The organism is Leyella lascolaii (genome assembly GCF_900079775.1).
Taxonomy (GTDB): domain Bacteria; phylum Bacteroidota; class Bacteroidia; order Bacteroidales; family Bacteroidaceae; genus Prevotella; species Prevotella lascolaii.
This window is the reverse complement of record NZ_LT556038.1, coordinates 284,384-301,870: the sequence shown is the minus strand read 5'-3', so window position 1 is coordinate 301,870 and position 17,487 is coordinate 284,384. Positions and strand designations below refer to the sequence as shown.

At 52.4% G+C, this 17,487-nt stretch carries 15 protein-coding genes and 1 pseudogene; 15 read left to right on the top strand and 1 reads right to left on the bottom strand.

The features are described from left to right. Nucleotides 1-79 precede the first annotated feature (79 nt). The 7 genes and pseudogenes from BN4609_RS07100 (at nt 80) to BN4609_RS07070 (ending at nt 5,838) form a co-directional block, all read left to right on the top strand. Nucleotides 80-526 carry an NfeD family protein gene (locus BN4609_RS07100; protein ID WP_068855858.1) on the top strand — a complete coding sequence of 149 codons (447 nt, stop codon included), beginning with the start codon at nt 80-82 and terminating at the stop codon, nt 524-526. Between the two features lie 86 nt (nt 527-612). Further along, the gene (locus BN4609_RS17320; protein WP_438501683.1) at nt 613-1,110 is read left to right on the top strand and encodes an SPFH domain-containing protein; all 498 of its coding nucleotides are present in this window, start codon (nt 613-615) and stop codon (nt 1,108-1,110) included. Then, nucleotides 1,079-1,702: pseudogene (locus tag BN4609_RS17315) on the top strand (SPFH domain-containing protein); the annotation flags it as partial. The gene BN4609_RS17320 and the pseudogene BN4609_RS17315, both read left to right, overlap by 32 nt. 86 nt (nt 1,703-1,788) lie before the next feature. After that, complete coding sequence (locus BN4609_RS07085) at nt 1,789-2,898, top strand: UDP-N-acetyl glucosamine 2-epimerase (RefSeq protein WP_068855856.1); 1,110 nt, start codon at nt 1,789-1,791, stop codon at nt 2,896-2,898. Beyond that, nucleotides 2,895-3,662 carry an SDR family NAD(P)-dependent oxidoreductase gene (locus tag BN4609_RS07080; protein WP_068855854.1) on the top strand — a complete coding sequence of 256 codons (768 nt, stop codon included), beginning with the start codon at nt 2,895-2,897 and terminating at the stop codon, nt 3,660-3,662. Before BN4609_RS07085 ends, BN4609_RS07080 begins: the two co-directional genes overlap by 4 nt. Nucleotides 3,663-3,778: 116 nt before the next feature. Further along, nucleotides 3,779-4,492, top strand: a complete 714-nt coding sequence (locus BN4609_RS07075; protein ID WP_068855852.1) for an SIMPL domain-containing protein — start codon at nt 3,779-3,781, stop codon at nt 4,490-4,492. Continuing rightward, nucleotides 4,492-5,838 carry an MATE family efflux transporter gene (locus BN4609_RS07070; protein ID WP_068855850.1) on the top strand — a complete coding sequence of 449 codons (1,347 nt, stop codon included), beginning with the start codon at nt 4,492-4,494 and terminating at the stop codon, nt 5,836-5,838. Before BN4609_RS07075 ends, BN4609_RS07070 begins: the two co-directional genes overlap by 1 nt. Before the next feature lie 734 nt (nt 5,839-6,572). Here BN4609_RS07070 and BN4609_RS07060 read toward each other — a convergent pair. Beyond that, the gene (locus BN4609_RS07060; protein WP_164071607.1) at nt 6,573-7,331 is read right to left on the bottom strand and encodes a transporter; all 759 of its coding nucleotides are present in this window, start codon (nt 7,329-7,331) and stop codon (nt 6,573-6,575) included. Nucleotides 7,332-7,658: 327 nt separating this feature from the next. On the opposite strand from BN4609_RS07060, the gene BN4609_RS07055 reads away from it, so the two are divergent. The 8 genes from BN4609_RS07055 to BN4609_RS07025 all read left to right on the top strand — a co-directional run bounded on the left by BN4609_RS07055 (nt 7,659) and on the right by BN4609_RS07025 (nt 17,363). Then, entirely contained in the window at nt 7,659-8,543 is an 885-nt protein-coding gene (locus BN4609_RS07055) for a tetratricopeptide repeat protein (RefSeq protein WP_068855846.1), read from the top strand. A 268-nt stretch (nt 8,544-8,811) separates the two neighbouring features. Continuing rightward, nucleotides 8,812-9,645, top strand: coding sequence for a prephenate dehydratase (locus tag BN4609_RS07050; RefSeq protein WP_021992574.1), 834 nt, complete (start codon nt 8,812-8,814; stop codon nt 9,643-9,645). 7 nt (nt 9,646-9,652) lie between these two features. Then, on the top strand, nt 9,653-10,837 hold the full coding sequence (locus BN4609_RS07045) for a pyridoxal phosphate-dependent aminotransferase (protein WP_068855844.1): 1,185 nt from the start codon (nt 9,653-9,655) through the stop codon (nt 10,835-10,837). Nucleotides 10,838-10,941: 104 nt separating this feature from the next. Then, nucleotides 10,942-12,009 carry a bifunctional 3-deoxy-7-phosphoheptulonate synthase/chorismate mutase type II gene (locus tag BN4609_RS07040; protein ID WP_068855842.1) on the top strand — a complete coding sequence of 356 codons (1,068 nt, stop codon included), beginning with the start codon at nt 10,942-10,944 and terminating at the stop codon, nt 12,007-12,009. A gap of 100 nt (nt 12,010-12,109) precedes the next feature. Then, complete coding sequence (locus BN4609_RS07035; RefSeq protein ID WP_021992571.1) at nt 12,110-12,904, top strand: prephenate dehydrogenase/arogenate dehydrogenase family protein; 795 nt, start codon at nt 12,110-12,112, stop codon at nt 12,902-12,904. 12 nt (nt 12,905-12,916) lie between these two features. Further along, a complete protein-coding gene (locus tag BN4609_RS07030; RefSeq protein ID WP_068855841.1) occupies nt 12,917-14,260 on the top strand; it encodes a sigma-54-dependent transcriptional regulator in 1,344 nt (447 codons plus the stop codon). A gap of 195 nt (nt 14,261-14,455) precedes the next feature. Next, complete coding sequence (locus BN4609_RS16480) at nt 14,456-14,662, top strand: hypothetical protein (RefSeq protein ID WP_164071606.1); 207 nt, start codon at nt 14,456-14,458, stop codon at nt 14,660-14,662. 232 nt (nt 14,663-14,894) lie between these two features. Beyond that, nucleotides 14,895-17,363, top strand: a complete 2,469-nt coding sequence (locus BN4609_RS07025; RefSeq protein WP_068855839.1) for a hybrid sensor histidine kinase/response regulator — start codon at nt 14,895-14,897, stop codon at nt 17,361-17,363. The last annotated feature ends 124 nt before the right edge of the window (nt 17,364-17,487 follow it).

Sequence of the window (17,487 nt, the reverse complement as noted above, 5' to 3'; positions counted from 1 at the left end):
TGTTAAATATTTCTGCGCATAAAAATAAAATACTAACTTTGAGAAATAATTATAACCAAAACAAAAGAGTATTACGTATATGTCATTTATAGCTGAAAACCTGTGGTTGTTCTGGACCGTCGTGGCAGTGGTATGCCTTGTGCTGGAAATAAGTTCCGGCGATTTCTTCATAACATGCTTTGCTGTCGGCGCGCTGTGCGGCATGGGTGTGTCGCTCGCGGATGCCCCGTTCTGGGTGCAGGTGCTGGCGTTCGCCGTCTTTTCAGTGTTGTCGCTGAGGCTTCTCCGCCCCCGGCTCATGAAGCTGCTGAGGCGCGGAGCAGACAGTCGTGTGAGCAATGCCGACGCTCTGATGGGGCGCATAGGCGAGGTGAGCGAGACCATAAAGGCAGGCGGATACGGACGCGTGAAGATAGACGGTGACGACTGGAAGGCTGAGACCGACGGTGAGGAGGACATCGCCACGGGCGAGAAAGTGATGGTGACCGGACGCGAGAGCATCATCATCAGGGTGAGAAGAGCATAATGCCCGGGCTTACGGCATCAGTCCGGCACACACGGGCTGCGGGCGGATAAGAATAAAAAGAATATTAACCAAACCCAAAACACACTATGATTCCAATAACAACATGGTTTCTTATCGCAGTGGTAGTGCTTGCGATATTGTTTGTCAAGATGGCGGTTGTCATAATTCCGCAGAGTGAGACTAAAATAGTAGAGAGGCTCGGACGCTATCATGCCACGCTGCAACCGGGAGTGAACATCATCATCCCGTTCATAGACAAGGCGAAGAACGTGATAGCCGTGGTGCGCGGACGGTATGTATACACCAACACGATAGACCTGCGCGAACAGGTGTACGACTTCGACAAGCAGAACGTCATCACGAAGGACAACATCCAGATGCAGATAAACGCGCTGCTGTATTTCCAGATCATGGATCCGTTCAAGGCGGCATACGAGATAAACAACCTGCCTAACGCCATAGAGAAACTCACGCAGACAACCCTGCGTAACATCATAGGAGAGATGGAACTCGACCAGACGCTCACCTCGAGCGATTTTTTTTTTCAAGCAGAAGACGGCATACGAGATAAACAACCTGCCTAACGCCATAGAGAAACTCACGCAGACAACCCTGCGTAACATCATAGGAGAGATGGAACTCGACCAGACGCTCACCTCGCGCGACACCATCAACACCAAGCTGCGCGCCGTGCTCGACGACGCTACAAACAAGTGGGGAATAAAGGTGAACCGCGTGGAGCTGCAGGACATAACTCCGCCGGCAAGCGTGCTTCAGGCAATGGAGAAGCAGATGCAGGCAGAACGCAACAAGCGCGCGGCGATATTGCAGTCGGAAGGAGAGAAACAGTCTGCCATACTACAGTCGGAAGGCGACAAGACAAGTATGATAAACCGCGCCGAGGCAGCCAAGCAGCAGGAGATACTGCGTGCAGAGGGTGAGGCGCAGGCACGCATACGCAAGGCTGAGGCTGAGGCGATAGCCATAGAGAAGATAACGCAGGCTGTGGGCAAGAGCACAAACCCGGCAAACTATCTGCTCGCGCAGAAGTACATACAGATGCTCGAGGAACTGGCGCAGGGCGACAAGACAAAGACCGTATACCTGCCCTACGAGGCGACAAACCTCATGGGAAGCATCGGAGGAATAAAGGAACTGTTCAAGAGCGCCGACTGAGACACATGACGGCTTATGGCGTGGCACACCGCACGGACGGGAGTCACGCCATATGCAAAGTTAAATTATAATAAGGTAAAAAGATAATGGAAATATGTATAGTAGCGGGTGCAAGACCCAATTTCATAAAACTCGCCCCTATCGTGAGGGCAATAGACAGCGCGCACGGAAGGGGAGTGGACGTCAGTCATCATCTTGTATATACCGGACGCAAGGACGACCCGGCACTGGAGAAGTCGCTTTTCGACGACTTGCAGATGCCGGAGCCTGAGGTGTATCTGGGTGTGGACTGTGACAATCTGAACGAACTGACGGGACAGGTGATGTCCGGCTTTGAGGCTTATCTGAGCCGTCACAAGACCGACGCGGTGATTGTTGTGGACGATCTTGCGTCTACCATGGCGGCTGCAATAGTAGCGAAGAAGCAGGGACTGACACTCGCCCATCTTGTGGCAGGCACACGCTCGTTCGACATCAACATGCCGAAGGAGATAAACAGGCTTGTCATCGACGGACTCTCCGACCTGCTTTTCACCGCCGGACACAGCGGAAGCAGCGCGGCGACACGCGAGGGCGCGGAGCAGTCGAAGATATATATGGTGGGCAACATACTGATGGATACGCTGCGCTATAACCGTCCGCGGCTGTCGCGTCCGGATGTGTTCGACAGTCTCGGACTGAAGGAGCGCGCCTACATAGTGTTCACTCTCAACCGCAAGGCACTCATTTCAGACCGGGGAAATCTGGAGACGATGATATGCGCTATGCTCGCGAAGGCTGGCGGTGTGCCTGTGGTGGCACCGCTGAGAAAGGCTGCCGCCGGTGTCGTGGGCGACATACTGAAGAGTCATCCCGACATGGCGGACCGCATGCACATCACGCCGCCTATGCCGTATACGGCTTTCGGCTATCTCACGGCAAACGCCATGGGAGTGGTGACCGACTCGGGCAACGTGGCTGAAGAGGCGACGTTCAACGGTGTGCCGTGCATAACGCTCAACAATTATACCGAACATATAGAGACGGTCACCGTGGGCTCGAACGTCCTTGTGGGCGAGGACGCGGAGAAACTCGGCACTGAGGTCGGACGGATGACGGCTGGCGAATGGAAGAAAAGCAGTGTGCCCGAGCGTTGGGACGGACGCTCGGCTGAGCGCATAGTGCAGATACTGATGGAAAGGGGAAACGTGATATGAAAAGAAAGACAGTAATGATAACAGGCGCCACAAGCGGAATAGGGGAGGCTTGTGCGCGCCGTTTCGCCGCTTCGGGTTACAACCTGATTCTCACAGGACGCAACACGGAGAAACTGGAGAGCCTTAAAAAAGACATGGGAGACGGGACGGAAGTGCTCACGCTGGCTTTTGACGTGCGCGACGCAGGGGCTGCCGCAGCCGCTGTGGGGTCGCTGCAGGGCGGATGGAGAGAGATAGACGTGCTCGTGAACAATGCCGGACTGGCTCTCGGACTGGAAAAGGAGTATGAGGGCGACACCGAAGACTGGTGGACAATGATAGACACCAACATCAAGGGACTGCTCACAATGACACGCCTTGTGGTGCCGGGAATGGTGGAGCGCAACCGGGGACACGTGATAAACATCGGCAGCGTGGCAGGCGACCAGGCTTATGCCGGAGGCAACGTGTATTGTGCGACGAAGGCTGCGGTGAAGACTCTGACCGACGGTCTTCGCATTGACCTTGTGGATACTTGTGTCCGCGTGACCAACATAAAGCCGGGACTGGTGGAGACAAACTTCAGCGTGACGCGCTTTCACGGTGACAGGGATAGGGCGGAGAATGTGTACAAAGGCATCAAGCCGCTCACCGGTGACGACATAGCAGACGTGGCTGTCTATGCCGCCAACGCTCCGCAGCACGTGCAGATAGCCGAGGTGCTGGTGCTCGCGACGCATCAGGCAAACGGATATACCATAAGCCGGAGAGACGGTGAGGACTGAATGCGTGCGTGTGGTATGGGCGGTTGCAATCACAGACGCTCATGCAGGCGCGCTGTATGTGGCTTCATCAGAAAAGAATAATATATTATAAACCATTAAAAGAAAGGACTGCTGTTATGAAATGGAACACTAACGGACGCATAGCCGAAGCCGCGCTCCTTGCTCTGAGCATCGTGGTGCTGGGCTTGTGCATCAGATGGGGAATCGACGATTTTGCCAACAAGGACAGAAAAGTCACGGTAAAGGGTCTCGCGGAAAAGGAAGTCGACGCCGACAAGGTGACATGGCCCATACTTTCGAAAGAGCTTGGCAACAGTCTGCCTGACCTTTACGACAGGATAGAACGGACGCAAGACAAGATAAAGAGGTTTCTTACGGACAACGGCATAAAGGAAAACGAGATAGACGTGAACGCTCCGGTGGTGATAGACCTGAATGCGGAGAGATATTCCGACAACCGGAGCCAGTACAGATATAACGTGACGTCGATAATCACCGTTACCTCGCGCAATGTGAAACTCGTGAGGAGTATCATCGCGCGGCAGGGCGAGCTGCTCAGGGAAGGTGTGGCTATCGTGGACGGAGGATATGAGAATCCTGTCAAATACGAGTATGTGTCGTTCACGGCAATGAAGCCGGAGATGATGCAGGAGGCGATAGCCAACGCCGAGAAGACTGCGAAACAGTTTGCCGACAACAGCCACAGCCGTCTTGACAAGATACTGACAGCCGACCAGGGACAGTTCTCGATAGTCGACCGCGACTCTAACACGCCATACGTGAAGAAGGTGCGTGTGGTGACGACAGTGACTTATTCACTTAAAGACTGATGGGTCGAAGACACACCGACAACTACACTTTTCTCACCCAGGCACCTGCCCACAGAGTGATTCTGACAATGGCTGTGCCGACGATAATAACAATGCTCGTGACGAGTCTGTACAATATCGCCGACACGTTCTTTGTCGGACAGCTCGACACACAGTCCACGGCGGCGGTGGGAGTGGTGTTTCCGGTGATGTTCTTCATACAGGCTTTCGGGTTCTTTTTCGGACACGGGAGCGGCAACTATATATCCCGCGAGCTCGGAGCCAGACGTCACGGCAATGCCGAGACGATGGCTTCAACGGGATTTGTGTATTCCCTTGTTGCGGGAACAGTGGCGATGGTTGTCGGACTTTATATGATAAAGCCGCTCGCGGTGTGGCTCGGCAGTACGCCAACGATACTTCCTTATACCGAAAGCTACATGTCGATAATACTGCTGGGCGCGCCTTTCATGACGGCTTCGCTCACCATCAACAACCAGATGCGGCTTCAGGGAAACGCGTCGTATGCCATGTATGGCATCATAAGCGGGGCTGTTCTGAACGTTGTTCTCGACCCTGTGTTCATCTTTGTGTTTGACATGGGGGTGGCGGGAGCAGCCGTAGCAACGGTCACGGGGCAGGTAGTGGGATTCTTTGTGCTGCTTGCAATGAGCCGCAGAGGCGAGAACATACGCTTGGACATAAGGCGTTTCTCACCGCGTCTTGCTTATCTCAAGGAGATTGTTTACGGCGGGTCGCCCTCCCTTTCGAGGCAGGGGCTGGGCTGCGTGGCTGTGATGATGCTCAACGTAGCGGCGAGTGAGTACGGTGATGCGGCAATCGCCGCAATGTCGATAGTGAGCCGCATAACGATGTTCATTATGTCGGTGGTTCTCGGACTCGGACAGGGTTTCCAGCCGTTCTGCGGCTTCTGTTATGGTGCCGGGCTTTACGGACGTCTGCGTGAAGGCTTCGGTTTCATCGTGAAAGTGGGCACAGCGTTTCTTCTTGTGTTCTTTTTCGCGGGATTCTTTTTCAGCAGCGGCGCCATCGGTATATTCCGCGACGACCCTGAGGTGATAAGGATAGGCGCGGCGGCACTGTGCTGGCAGCTTGCCACCTATCCTTTCAACGCATTCACCATGGCAGGCAACATGATGCTCCAGACCACCCGCAAGCCGTTGCGTGCAAACATCCTGTCTGCGGCAAGGCAGGGACTGTTCTTCATTCCGCTCATTGTCATACTTCCATATTTCTTCGGTCTGAAGGGGATAATCATATGTCAGTCGTGCAGCGACGTACTGAGCTTCTGTATAGCCATACCGATCGTGATCGGCGCATTTAGGGAAATGGACAGCGATGCATGAATATTCAAACATTAAACAAAATAATAATTTATTGCTAAATAATGATAAAAAAGAATCGTTTTGTTTTGTGTTGTCAGATAAAATTTATAATTTTATAGCGGGAACCAGGAATTTCAATTATAGCATAAGAGTTCTGTAACAATCATGATTCAACCAAAAGGGATGGTGTCTCGCATCCTTTAATAATAATATAATTAAAGACGGACTGAGGCGGTCTGTTAGAGAGGAGGAACTATGAAGTCGGTTAAGAGATCTTATGACGAAGAGTCTTATGAATTAGACAATGTTTATAACGAAACTGACGATCGTTATTATTACGTTGCAGTGGACTCATCCATTTGGTACAATTGAAATAGTGTGTGAAGAGCATGACTGGGTATATATTGCCGGAGACGTAATATATACCCAGTTTTGTTATATTATATAATAATGTATGATGCGATGCTGATTCATCGGACGCAGGTCGGGCTAAGCCCGAACGGTGACAGTGGGGCTTTTCTCTTGTTACGTTATGCGGATAAACCCGAATCGATCATTAGACTTCCATTCTTATTTCGTGCTGCTGTCAGCCAGATTGTATCCTGTTTTATTGAAGATGTAGCGGGCTACACCGGGAAAAAGCAGGATACAAGATGACGGCAGCAGTGCGGAAGAAGAATGAAGAGCTGACAATAAACCTTAAATGCATAATCGGCGTTCTGATGACCGATTCGGGTTAAAGGCTTGATGGACGTTCAGGGGAAAAGGCGTGAGCCCGGTGTCACGGGAGGCTCGAGAAAAATCGGATTGCGCTTTGGCATGGACACGTTCTCCACAGATATCTGTATGCTTGTGCTTTCGTTGAAATTGTATTTTACTGCTGCACCGATGCGGTCTCCCGCAGAACTCATGTCGTAAAGGCAGTATGGCATGCGGCGGTTGTCTGTAAGAGACTTGTGACCATATAGATATACTTCCCAATGTTCGTCAAACTTGTATCCTATTATGGCTGAAAGTCCGGCGTCACGATAGGCGTCATGAGCCCAATATATGTTGTTGAGATAACCTCCTAAGGCAATTGACAGTTTGTTGTTCACCGGTATCGCATACATGGCAGACAGGTTCTGACTGAATCCGGCACCGTGACGTGCGTTCTTGCCGAACTGGGCGAAGACTGACGCTCCGGCACTGACGTTCAGTCCGGGATGCAGTTCCCATGAGTACCATCCTCCGTAATAAAGCGGGTAAAGGTTGAATGGTGCTACACGGCCATGTGAGTCGAGAACCGGCAGATGCAGGCTGTCCTGCGCCAGTGAAGGTTCTTCTGACATTACGGAAGGGGCGGAATATCCGAAAGTATAGGGTTTCTCTGTTCCCTGCTGCATGGTTGTTAAGGAGTCAGCGTCAGAAAATGCTGTAACATCATTGCTGTTGCCGACTTCTGTTTTTATCTCCTGCGCATTCAGAAAAGATGAGACAAAAATCAATATTATGGCTGATATGAATCTTGACATAAACTTCGATATGTATTTGAAGAGATAATGCAAGGTGAGCGCAACGGCAGAATGGGAAAACGGAGTTTTACCTTTCTTGACATTGCCGAGCCGCCGCTTATCTTATTGCAAACATAGTCAATTATCCTGAAAGAATTGAGTATTTCATCCAACTTTAACTAATGATAATTTTTTTGTCTCTTTATTTTAAGTTATCTTTGCATAAGATAAGCTTCGGTTCGGCAATATCAAGCCTGAAGAAACTCCGTTTCTCCGTCTTGCTGTTGTTCTCACCTTGCATTATCTTTGCAAACATGATAGATTGTCTCAGTAGAAAACAGTATTGTAATGAATATATTTAAAGCTTTGTTCGGGGGAAAAGAGGAAACCCGGGAAGAAAGAAGGAAGGAAGAGGAGGCACGCAACTTTGATGTGCTAAAGTATGATGGAGTGAAGGCTTTGAAGATGCGTCAGCCCGCATATGCCGTTCAATGTCTCACGCATGCGCTCGAACTGAAGGACGACTTGGAGTGTAGGGACTATCTGTCTCAGGCTCTTATCCAGAACAACGAGCTGCCGAAGGCTTATGAACAGTTGCAAAAACTGGCGGAGGCACAGCCTGACAACACCAGAATTCTTATGCGTATGGCAGAGGTGGCTTATATGATGGAGGATTATAACGTCATGGCAGACGCATGCGAAAAGGCTCTGATGATAGATAATGAAAACCCTCTGACTTACTTTTTCTATGCGCGGGCATGCCGCGGACAGGGCGATGACAACAATGCCGTGGCTATGCTCACAAAGGCAATCTCGCTAAAGGACGACTATTATGACGCATATCTGCTGAGAGGAGAGATACTTCTTGAGACAGGTGAGGTGGATAACGCCGATGAGGATGCGGCTTATCTTTGTGAGCATGTGGCTGACAACGAGGACATACTTTTGCTGAAGGCTAAGATAGAAACGGCAAAAGGAAACTACGATCAGGCAATAGACATATATAATAAGGTGATAGATCTGAATCCATTCTGTGCGACGGCTTTCAGGGAAAGAGGCAAGGCTAAAATGGCGGCAGGTGACGCGAGCGGAGCCGAAGAAGACATGAAGACGGCTGAGGAGTTCGAATCGGACCTGAATAAGGACGGTGACGAGAAAAAAGAAGACATGGAACAGAAGGTAAATCAGATATATAAGAACAATGATCCGTATGGTATTTTCAGCGGCAACTGAATAATATGACGGTATTTTGAGGTATCAATGAACATTTTATTGCAAAAGTTTTGGAATTGAAAGTTTTTTGTTATATATTTGCAAACAATAAAAACAACAGAATGATATGAATATGTCTTACGCATCTTTTTATAGCTTTTACTTTTACTTTGCAAGGAATTGTGAAGCGGGAAGATGCGTATAAATTTCAAGAGAAAGTATAAACGAGAATACAGCCCCGCTTCACTCAGGTGAAAGCGGGGCTTTTTTATTAATACAGAAAAGAAAGATGAAAAGAGTAGCGATACAAGGAGTGCACGGCTCGTTCCATGACATTGCGGTGCATCAGTATTTCAAGGACGAGCAGATACAGCTGATATGCTGTTCCACCTTTGAAGAAGTGTTCGCGGAAATGGAGCATGATCCGACCGTCATAGGTATGCTTGCGATAGAAAACACGATAGCCGGCAGCCTGCTTCATAACTACGAGCTGTTGCGCGCCTCGGGTGCAACGGTGGTGGGAGAGCATAAACTTCATATACAGCATTCCATCTGTTGCCTGCCGCAGGACGACTGGGACACTATAACAGAGGTGCATTCCCATCCGGTGGCATTGATGCAATGCAACAAGTGGTTGGCAAATCATCCTAAGCTGAAGATGGTTGAAGCCGAGGACACCGCAGGTTCGGCGGAATACATAATGAAGCATCAGTGCCGCGGATGGGCAGCCATCTGCAACTCGTCTGCGGCTGAAATGTATGGCATGAAGGTGCTTGAAGACCATATAGAAGACAACAAGCATAATTTCACCCGATTCCTTTTGGTATCCAATCCTAATAAAGCCGATTTCCTCAGACCTTTGGAAAAAGCCGACAAGGCGAGCCTTGTTTTCCTTGTACCTCATGAAGAAGGCAGTCTGTCAAAGGTTCTCACAATTCTTTCTTTCTATAATATCAACCTCACGAAGATACAGTCTTTACCGGTCATAGGACATGAGTGGGAATATCTTTTCTATGTGGATGTATCGTTTGACAATCTCACCCGCTACCGTCAGAGCATTGACGCGATAACGCCTCTTACCCGTTCGCTGAAGATATTGGGTGAATATACAGAAGTAAAATAGAATCAATATGGCAACAACAGTTACTCCCGCCGACAGGCTGTCGGCAGTACAGGAATATTATTTCAGCCGTAAACTGAAAGAGATAGCGAGGCTCAACGCCGAGGGAAAGGATATCATTTCGCTTGCGATAGGTTCGCCTGACATGCCTCCTTCAGACCAGACGATAGACAGACTGTGCTCTGTCGCGCGCGATGCCGACGCTCACGGCTATCAGCCCACGATGGGAACGCCTGAGCTGCGTGAGGCTATGGCGTTGTTCTATAAACGCTGGTATGGTGTTGAACTAAGGGCTTCAGACGAGATACTGCCTCTTATCGGCTCGAAAGAAGGAATCCTTCACATCACTCTCGCGTTTGTCAATCCTGGCGAGAAAGTGCTTGTGCCCAATCCGGGTTATCCTACATACACATCACTGAGCAAGATTCTCGGTGCGGAGATAGTGAATTACAATCTGCGTGAGGACAATGCCTGGCAGCCCGATTTTGATGAACTGGAGCGCATGGACCTCTCCGGAGTGAAGCTGATGTGGACAAACTATCCCAACATGCCTACCGGAGGAAACGCCAGACGCGAGACATACGTGCGGCTTGTGGAGTTCGCCCGTGCCAACAATATAGTGGTTGTGAACGACAATCCCTATTCTCTCATCCTCAACGAAAGCCCTATGTCCCTGTTGCAGATTCCCGGAGCAAAAGACTGTTGCATCGAGCTCAACTCGATGTCGAAGAGCCATAACATGCCGGGATGGCGTGTGGGGATGTGTGCCTCAAACCCTGAGTTCATCTCATGGATACTGAAGATAAAGAGCAACATCGATTCCGGAACATTCCGAGGCATACAGCTTGCGGCGGCGGAAGCCTATTCCACCAATACTCCGGAGTGGCACCGCGAAGCCAATGTCGCCACTTACCGCCGCCGGCGCGTCATAGCCGAACAGATAATGCATGAGTTGGGATGCACTTTCGACGCCTCACAGGTTGGCATGTTCCTATGGGGGCGCATCCCCGGACAATACAAGGACGCCGAACAGCTCACCGAACGTGTGCTGCACGAAGCGCGTGTATTCATCACTCCCGGATTCATATTCGGTTCCAACGGCTCACGTTATGTGCGTATAAGTCTGTGCGCCAAGGATGCGAAGATGAACGAGGCGTTGCGTAGGATAAAGGATATGAATCTGGAAAATTTATAATAATCCAAGTGCCGCATGCGTCAGAGGATGCCCGTTACGGTTTAAGCGGGAGAATGACGTAGGCAGGCATTAATCATAAACAAGTAACTTAAAACATAATAACTATGGCATTGAATTTAGAACCATTACGCTTGCCGAGCGACAACAACGAACGTCCCTTGGTCATAGCAGGTCCCTGCTCGGCAGAGACAGAAGAACAAGTGATGACCACCGCATGCCAGCTTGCAGACAAAGGCTGCCGCATGTTCCGCGCCGGAGTGTGGAAACCGCGTACCAAACCGGGCGGATTCGAGGGTCAGGGCGAGACGGCATTGCCGTGGCTTCAGAATGTGAAGAAGTCCACCGGAATGCTTGTAGCCACAGAGGTAGCCACTCCCGAGCATGTTGAACTGGCATTGAAATACGGCATAGACATCCTTTGGATAGGCGCGCGCACGTCTGCCAACCCGTTCGCCATGCAGGCTCTCGCCGACAGTCTTAAAGGAGTGGATGTGCCGGTTCTTGTGAAGAATCCTGTCAATCCGGACCTTGAGCTGTGGATAGGAGCGCTCGAGCGCATCAATCAGGCAGGTGTCACACGTCTCGCGGCAATCCACCGGGGATTCTCAAGCTACGACAAGAAGATATACCGCAACCTCCCCATGTGGCAGATACCTATCGAGCTGCGCCGCCGTTTCCCGTCATTGCCCATAATGTGCGACCCGAGCCATATAGGAGGAAGCCGTGAGCTGGTGGCTCCTCTTTGCCAGCAGGCGATGGATCTCGGCTTCGACGGACTCATCGTAGAGAGCCATTGCTCGCCCGACAGTGCGTGGAGCGACGCCAAGCAACAGGTCACTCCCGACGTGCTCGACTACATCCTCAGTCTTCTGGTCATACGCGACGAGAAGGTCACAACCGAGGGAATACACGTGCTCCGCAAACAGATTGACGAACTGGACAACCAACTCATCGAGCTCCTTGCAAAGCGGATGAGAGTCTGCCGTGAGATAGGGCAGTACAAGAAAGAGCATAACATGACCGTCCTCCAGACCTCGCGCTACAACGAGATTCTCGACAAGCGAGGCGCGCAGGGTGCTCTCTGCGGCATGAGCGCGGACTTCATCCGTTCTGTCTTTGAGGAAGTGCATGAGGAATCTGTAAGACAGCAGATGGAGATAATCAACCGTTGACGGTCTTGCAGAATGAAAAAACACCCCTTTAAACATTTTTGTCATAAAATAAATGAAATCATGCCTGCGTATGGTTTTTATGTAGTAATTTTGAAAAACGATGAGAATATTGGTAATGGGAGCAGGAAAGATGGGAAGCTTTTTCCTCGACCTGCTCAGCTTCAGTCATGAGACGGCGGTCTATGAGAAAGACCCTCTGCGCATGCGTTTCACTTATAACTGCCGGCGTTTCACCACTCCGGAGGAGATACGCGACTTTTCTCCCGAGCTGGTAATCAACGCCGTGACAGTGAAATACACCCTTTCCGCTTTCGAGGAGGTGATGCCTTATCTTCCCTCACAGTGCATGCTGAGCGACATTTCCTCAGTGAAGACCGGACTGCAGTCTTTCTATGAGCATTGCGGACATCCTTATGTGTCAACACATCCCATGTTCGGTCCCACGTTCGCAAACCTCAGCCAGCTCAGTCACGAGAACGCCATAATCATCAGCGAGGGCAGTGTCGAGGGGCAGTCTTTCTTCCGGAAGCTCTACGCCTCGCTCGGACTGAACATCTACGAATACACTTTCGACGAGCACGACCGTACGGTTGCCTATTCGCTCAGCATTCCTTTTGTCAGCACTTTCGTCTTTGCTGCCGTCATGAAGCATCAGGACGCGCCCGGCACAACGTTTAAGCGGCACATGTCGATAGCCCGCGGAGTGCTTGGCGAGGACGACTATCTGCTGCAAGAGATACTGTTCAACCCCTACACCCACGACCAGGTGTCGGAGATACGCGACGAGCTCAAGGAGCTTCTCGACATCATCGACCGCCGTGACTGCAAGGGAATGAAAGCCTATCTCACAAAGATACGCGACAATGTAAGACCGGATATCGACAATATAAAATAACATACACAGTGCATGGCAAGCATTCTTATTGTGGAAGACGACATAACATTTGCCACGATGATCGGCTCATGGCTTCGCAGAAAAGGTTTTGATGCGGAGAAGGTAAGCTCGGTGGCGGCGGCAAAGTCGAGGCTCCAGGACTCCGCCGGAACGTTCGACCTTATCCTGTCCGACCTCCGTCTGCCCGACCACGACGGTCTTGTGCTGCTCGAGTGGATGCGCCATAACGGCATGGACACGCCGTTCATCGTCATGACGAGCTATGCCGAGGTGCAGAATGCCGTGCTTGCCATGAAGTCGGGGGCTGCCGACTATATTGCCAAACCGCCTCAGCCCGACATCCTTCTTCAGAAAATCAACGACGCGCTCTCAATGAGTCATCCCGCAGCCAAGCCTGTGGCTGAGGACACGCCTGCCCGTAAGGCGTCGCAGACGGTGCCGCGCCACATAGAAGGAAACGACCGCGCTTCGCGACAGCTTTACGAATACATCTCGCTCGTCGCGCCCACTCCCATGTCCGTACTCATTCTCGGAGCGAGCGGCACGGGCAAGGAATATGCCGCCAGACGCATACACGAGCTCAGCCGCAGAGCCGGCAAGAGGTTTCTTGCCATAGACTGCGGAGCCATACCCAAGGACGTTGCGGCGTCTGAGTTCTTCGGACATGTGAAGGGAGCATATACGGGTGCCGTGACCGACAAGAAGGGAGCGTTCGAGGAGGCTGACGGAGGCACGCTTTTTCTCGATGAGGTCGGCAATCTTGCCTACGACGTTCAGGTGCAGCTGTTGCGCGCCCTTCAGGAGCGGCGCGTGCGTCCTCTCGGCTCGACAAAGGAGATAGAGGTGGACATACGGCTCATATGCGCCACCAACGAGAACCTTGCCGGGCGTGTCGCCGACGGCGGATTCCGTGAGGATCTCTACCATCGCATAAGCGAGTTCACCATCCGCATGCCTGAGCTGAAGGAGCGCGGAAACGACCTTTTCCTCTTTGCCGACCTCTTTGTGAAGCAGGCTGACGAGGAGCTTGGGCGCAATGTGCTCGGCTTCGACGACAAAGCCTCGGAGATGTTGGCGCGCTACGACTGGCCCGGAAACCTGCGCGAGCTCAACAATGTGGTGAAGCGTGCCACGCTGCTCACGCGCGGAGAATATATAGGTGTCGACGAACTGTCGCGCGCGCTCGGTCCGGTGAGTGAGGGAAACATGGCGTTGCACGACGAGAACGACGAGCTTCAGCGCATCAAGGCAGCCCTTCGTGCCACGGGAGGAAACAAGAGCAAGACGGCGCGTCTGCTTGCCATCGACCGCAAGACCCTATATAACAAAATGCAGAAATACGGTCTCCCGTTGTAGACCGTTCCACAATTATCTGTGGAAAAATTCCACACCGTCTCCACACTTTCCCCATTTTTGTTTTTAATCAATATTTTTCGTACTGACCTCATTATCAGTATGATAAGTCTGTATGGCATGTTCTGGCACACACGTTGTACTATTATTTTGCGGATAAACGAGAACAACAGTTATAAATTTAAAAACAATAAGATTATGAGAAAGTTATTTTTTGCAGCCCTTGCGGCAACAATGATGGTTTCGGTAAGCAACGCATTCGCAGGTTACGGTTCTTCGGCACAGGTTCCTGTTTCCCTTCAGGACACGCCTGACAGTGTAGCCACTCCGGTTGTTCCTGCCGACAGCAGCAGCGTAAGCGACAGCACTGCACAGACAGCTCCTGCTGCCATCGTCCTGCGATAAGCCCGACGGAGCATCAGCTATATAGAAAACATTTTTCTGACATGGAGGTTTTGAGAAAGCATTAGCAGAACCCTGTTCCGGTTGCCCGCATTGAGGGTTGCCGGAACTTTTGTTTTCCGCGCATTCCTCCGGTCTTTTCTTTGTCAGCGTTGTCTTTTTTTAATGATGCGGTTTTCCGCATTTTTCATTATATTGTTATTTTTGCAGCTGTAAACAACGAAGCATATACCTGATGGTAAGAATAAGCGTACCGATAAAGGTTGCCTTGGGATATGTGTTCGTAGTGTCCATTCTGGGTGTGTCGGCATGGCTTGTCTATGACAACACACGCACGTATGCCACCACGAACGCAGCCGAGCGCGTACTCATGCAAAGACGCAGCGTAGCCGACAGTCTTGTCTACAGCTTTCTCGAAATGAACAATAACGAGAGTGCCGTATACTTCGGCATGGACGGAAGCTGGCAGGAGTTCGACCGTTCGGTGACGCTCACGCAGCACATAGCCGACTCTCTCAAGACGCTTGCGGGCGACTCCCTGCTCGGCGTAAAGACCGACGAGCTTGTCAGACTGCTCGAGCGCAAGCGCGAGAACACGCGCGTCATGATGGGCATGATGTCGCGCGGAAAGGGCGGCTCACATCTCGACAGCAAGCTGCACGACCTGCATTCGGGCAGAGACTCGCTCATCATCCATCCCGAAGGCACCGGAGTGAGGGAGAGACGCGAGACGGTGTATGAGGTGGTGAAGACAAGGAAGAACTTCTTCGGACGCCTTGCCGACGCCTTCCGGAAGTCGCGCAACGACACGGTGAGCGTGCGTTCGGACAGCGGAACGCTCGTTGCCGACAGCCTGACACGCAGTGTCAACATAGGCGACACCGTGGCTGGAGTGCTCGCAGAGATAAAGAAAGCCGAGACGGAGGACCACATCGAGCGCATGGCATACCTTGACCGCAGCGAGAAGGACATGCAGGCGGTGGGCATGCAGCTCGCGAGGCGCATAGACCAGCTGCTGAAAGACATACGCACCGACGCCTATCTGTCGGTGCAGGCTTCCTTCGACAACGACGTGGCAGGGCGGCGGGCTGTGCTCAACAAGATAATACTGCTCTCTGCCGTGGTGCTGCTCTCCGCCGTGGTGCTGCTCTTCAACATACGCCGCGACGTGCGCCGCGACAGAGAGTACAGCCTTAACCTGGAGAGGGCGAAGAACCGCAGCGAACAGCTCATGCGGCAACGGGAGCGTCTGCTGCTCACCATCACGCACGACATAAAGGCTCCCGCCGCGTCCATCTCCGGATTCATAGGTCTTCTGGAAGAATATGTGGATGGCGGAAAGCCTGCGCTCTATCTGAAGAACATACGTAGCTCTGCCTCTCATCTGCTGCGTCTTGTCGGCGCACTGCTCGACTATCATCAGCTGGAGAAAGGGCGCGTGGAGGTGAAAAACATCAGTTTCCGTCCGTCGCGGCTCGTCTCAGGATGCGTGGAGGAGATGCGTCCGCAGGCTGCGGAGAAGGGACTGAGACTCGTGTGCGCCACGTCGGGCTGCGGCACAGCCGTGTGTCTGGGCGATGCTTTCCGCATACGCCAGATTCTGGACAATCTGCTCAGCAATGCCATTAAGTACACCTTTACGGGTGAGGTGCGTGTCACGGCGGAAGTGGGCGGCGGACGTCTGCTGCTCAAGGTGTCTGACACAGGGCAGGGGATGACCCCGGAGGAGAGCCGGCGTGTGTTCGACGCCTTCACCCGTCTGGACGGGGCGCAGGGCATAGAGGGCGTCGGACTGGGACTGTCCATCACGCGCGAGCTCGTCACTCTGCTCGGAGGAAATGTCTCTTTAAGGTCGGTCAAGGGACAGGGCACCACATTCACGGTCACTCTTCCGGTGGACGTGTCTCACGCATCAGACGGTGAGCCGGAGCGGAATGCCGCCGCAGACAAGCCTGCCATGCCTCCGTGCGGCAGTCTTGACATCATCATCGTGGACGACGACAAGCTTCAGTTGCAGCTTCTCACGGAGATGCTCTCGCGCCTTTCCGGCGGAAAATGGCGTCTCACCGTGTGCCGCCGCATAGATGAGGCGCGCCGTATGCTCGCCTCGTCTGCGTATGACATTCTGATAACCGACATTGAGATGCCCGAGATGAACGGCGCCGACTTCATCCGTTCCATCGACCGCGGCGGCATGGCGGTGGTGGCTATGACCGCCCACGACCGCAGTGTGCGCCCGCTGCTCGAGGAGGCTGGCTTCGACGGATGCCTGTTCAAGCCGTTCGACATGGACACTCTCGCAGGAGTCATAATGTCGGTCTCGGGACGAAAGGCTGACGCGCCAGATGCCGCGCAGAGCGGTGACGCGGGACGTTTCGCTCCCCTCACGGCATTCGCGGCAGGCGACGCCGGGGCTGAACGCGAGATTCTCACCACCTTCGCCTCAGAACTCTCAGCCCAAGAAAAGGCTCTGCGCAAGGCGGCTGAGGAATCCGACCGTGCCGAGGCGGCACGCGTGTCGCACAAGGCACTGCCCGTGCTCACAATGATAAATGCCGCCATCACCGGTGCGCTCGGCGGTCTGTCGTCGTCAGGCTCTGCCTCTCTCTCCGACCAGGAATTCGCCGCACGCTGCACGTATGTTGCCGACGGCATGGCTGAGATACGTCTCGAGGTGGAGGCTCTCCTGCGTTCCGTAGAGTGAGCACGGGGTGTTCCGTGTGCCGTATACAGCTCCTCATCCTGCCTGCATGGCTTTCCGCATAAATATACATTGCTCCGCATATTTATTCATTCCTCCTTTGCCGTCAACCCGCCATAGCCGTCTT

Coding starts and splice junctions, on each gene's coding strand:
- BN4609_RS07100 (WP_068855858.1), top strand. CDS start 80: ATGTCATTTATAGCTGAAAACCTGTGGTTGTTCTGGACCGTCGTGGCA.
- BN4609_RS17320 (WP_438501683.1), top strand. CDS start 613: ATGATTCCAATAACAACATGGTTTCTTATCGCAGTGGTAGTGCTTGCG.
- BN4609_RS07085 (WP_068855856.1), top strand. CDS start 1,789: ATGGAAATATGTATAGTAGCGGGTGCAAGACCCAATTTCATAAAACTC.
- BN4609_RS07080 (WP_068855854.1), top strand. CDS start 2,895: ATGAAAAGAAAGACAGTAATGATAACAGGCGCCACAAGCGGAATAGGG.
- BN4609_RS07075 (WP_068855852.1), top strand. CDS start 3,779: ATGAAATGGAACACTAACGGACGCATAGCCGAAGCCGCGCTCCTTGCT.
- BN4609_RS07070 (WP_068855850.1), top strand. CDS start 4,492: ATGGGTCGAAGACACACCGACAACTACACTTTTCTCACCCAGGCACCT.
- BN4609_RS07060 (WP_164071607.1), bottom strand. CDS start 7,331: ATGTCAAGATTCATATCAGCCATAATATTGATTTTTGTCTCATCTTTT.
- BN4609_RS07055 (WP_068855846.1), top strand. CDS start 7,659: ATGAATATATTTAAAGCTTTGTTCGGGGGAAAAGAGGAAACCCGGGAA.
- BN4609_RS07050 (WP_021992574.1), top strand. CDS start 8,812: ATGAAAAGAGTAGCGATACAAGGAGTGCACGGCTCGTTCCATGACATT.
- BN4609_RS07045 (WP_068855844.1), top strand. CDS start 9,653: ATGGCAACAACAGTTACTCCCGCCGACAGGCTGTCGGCAGTACAGGAA.
- BN4609_RS07040 (WP_068855842.1), top strand. CDS start 10,942: ATGGCATTGAATTTAGAACCATTACGCTTGCCGAGCGACAACAACGAA.
- BN4609_RS07035 (WP_021992571.1), top strand. CDS start 12,110: ATGAGAATATTGGTAATGGGAGCAGGAAAGATGGGAAGCTTTTTCCTC.
- BN4609_RS07030 (WP_068855841.1), top strand. CDS start 12,917: ATGGCAAGCATTCTTATTGTGGAAGACGACATAACATTTGCCACGATG.
- BN4609_RS16480 (WP_164071606.1), top strand. CDS start 14,456: ATGAGAAAGTTATTTTTTGCAGCCCTTGCGGCAACAATGATGGTTTCG.
- BN4609_RS07025 (WP_068855839.1), top strand. CDS start 14,895: ATGGTAAGAATAAGCGTACCGATAAAGGTTGCCTTGGGATATGTGTTC.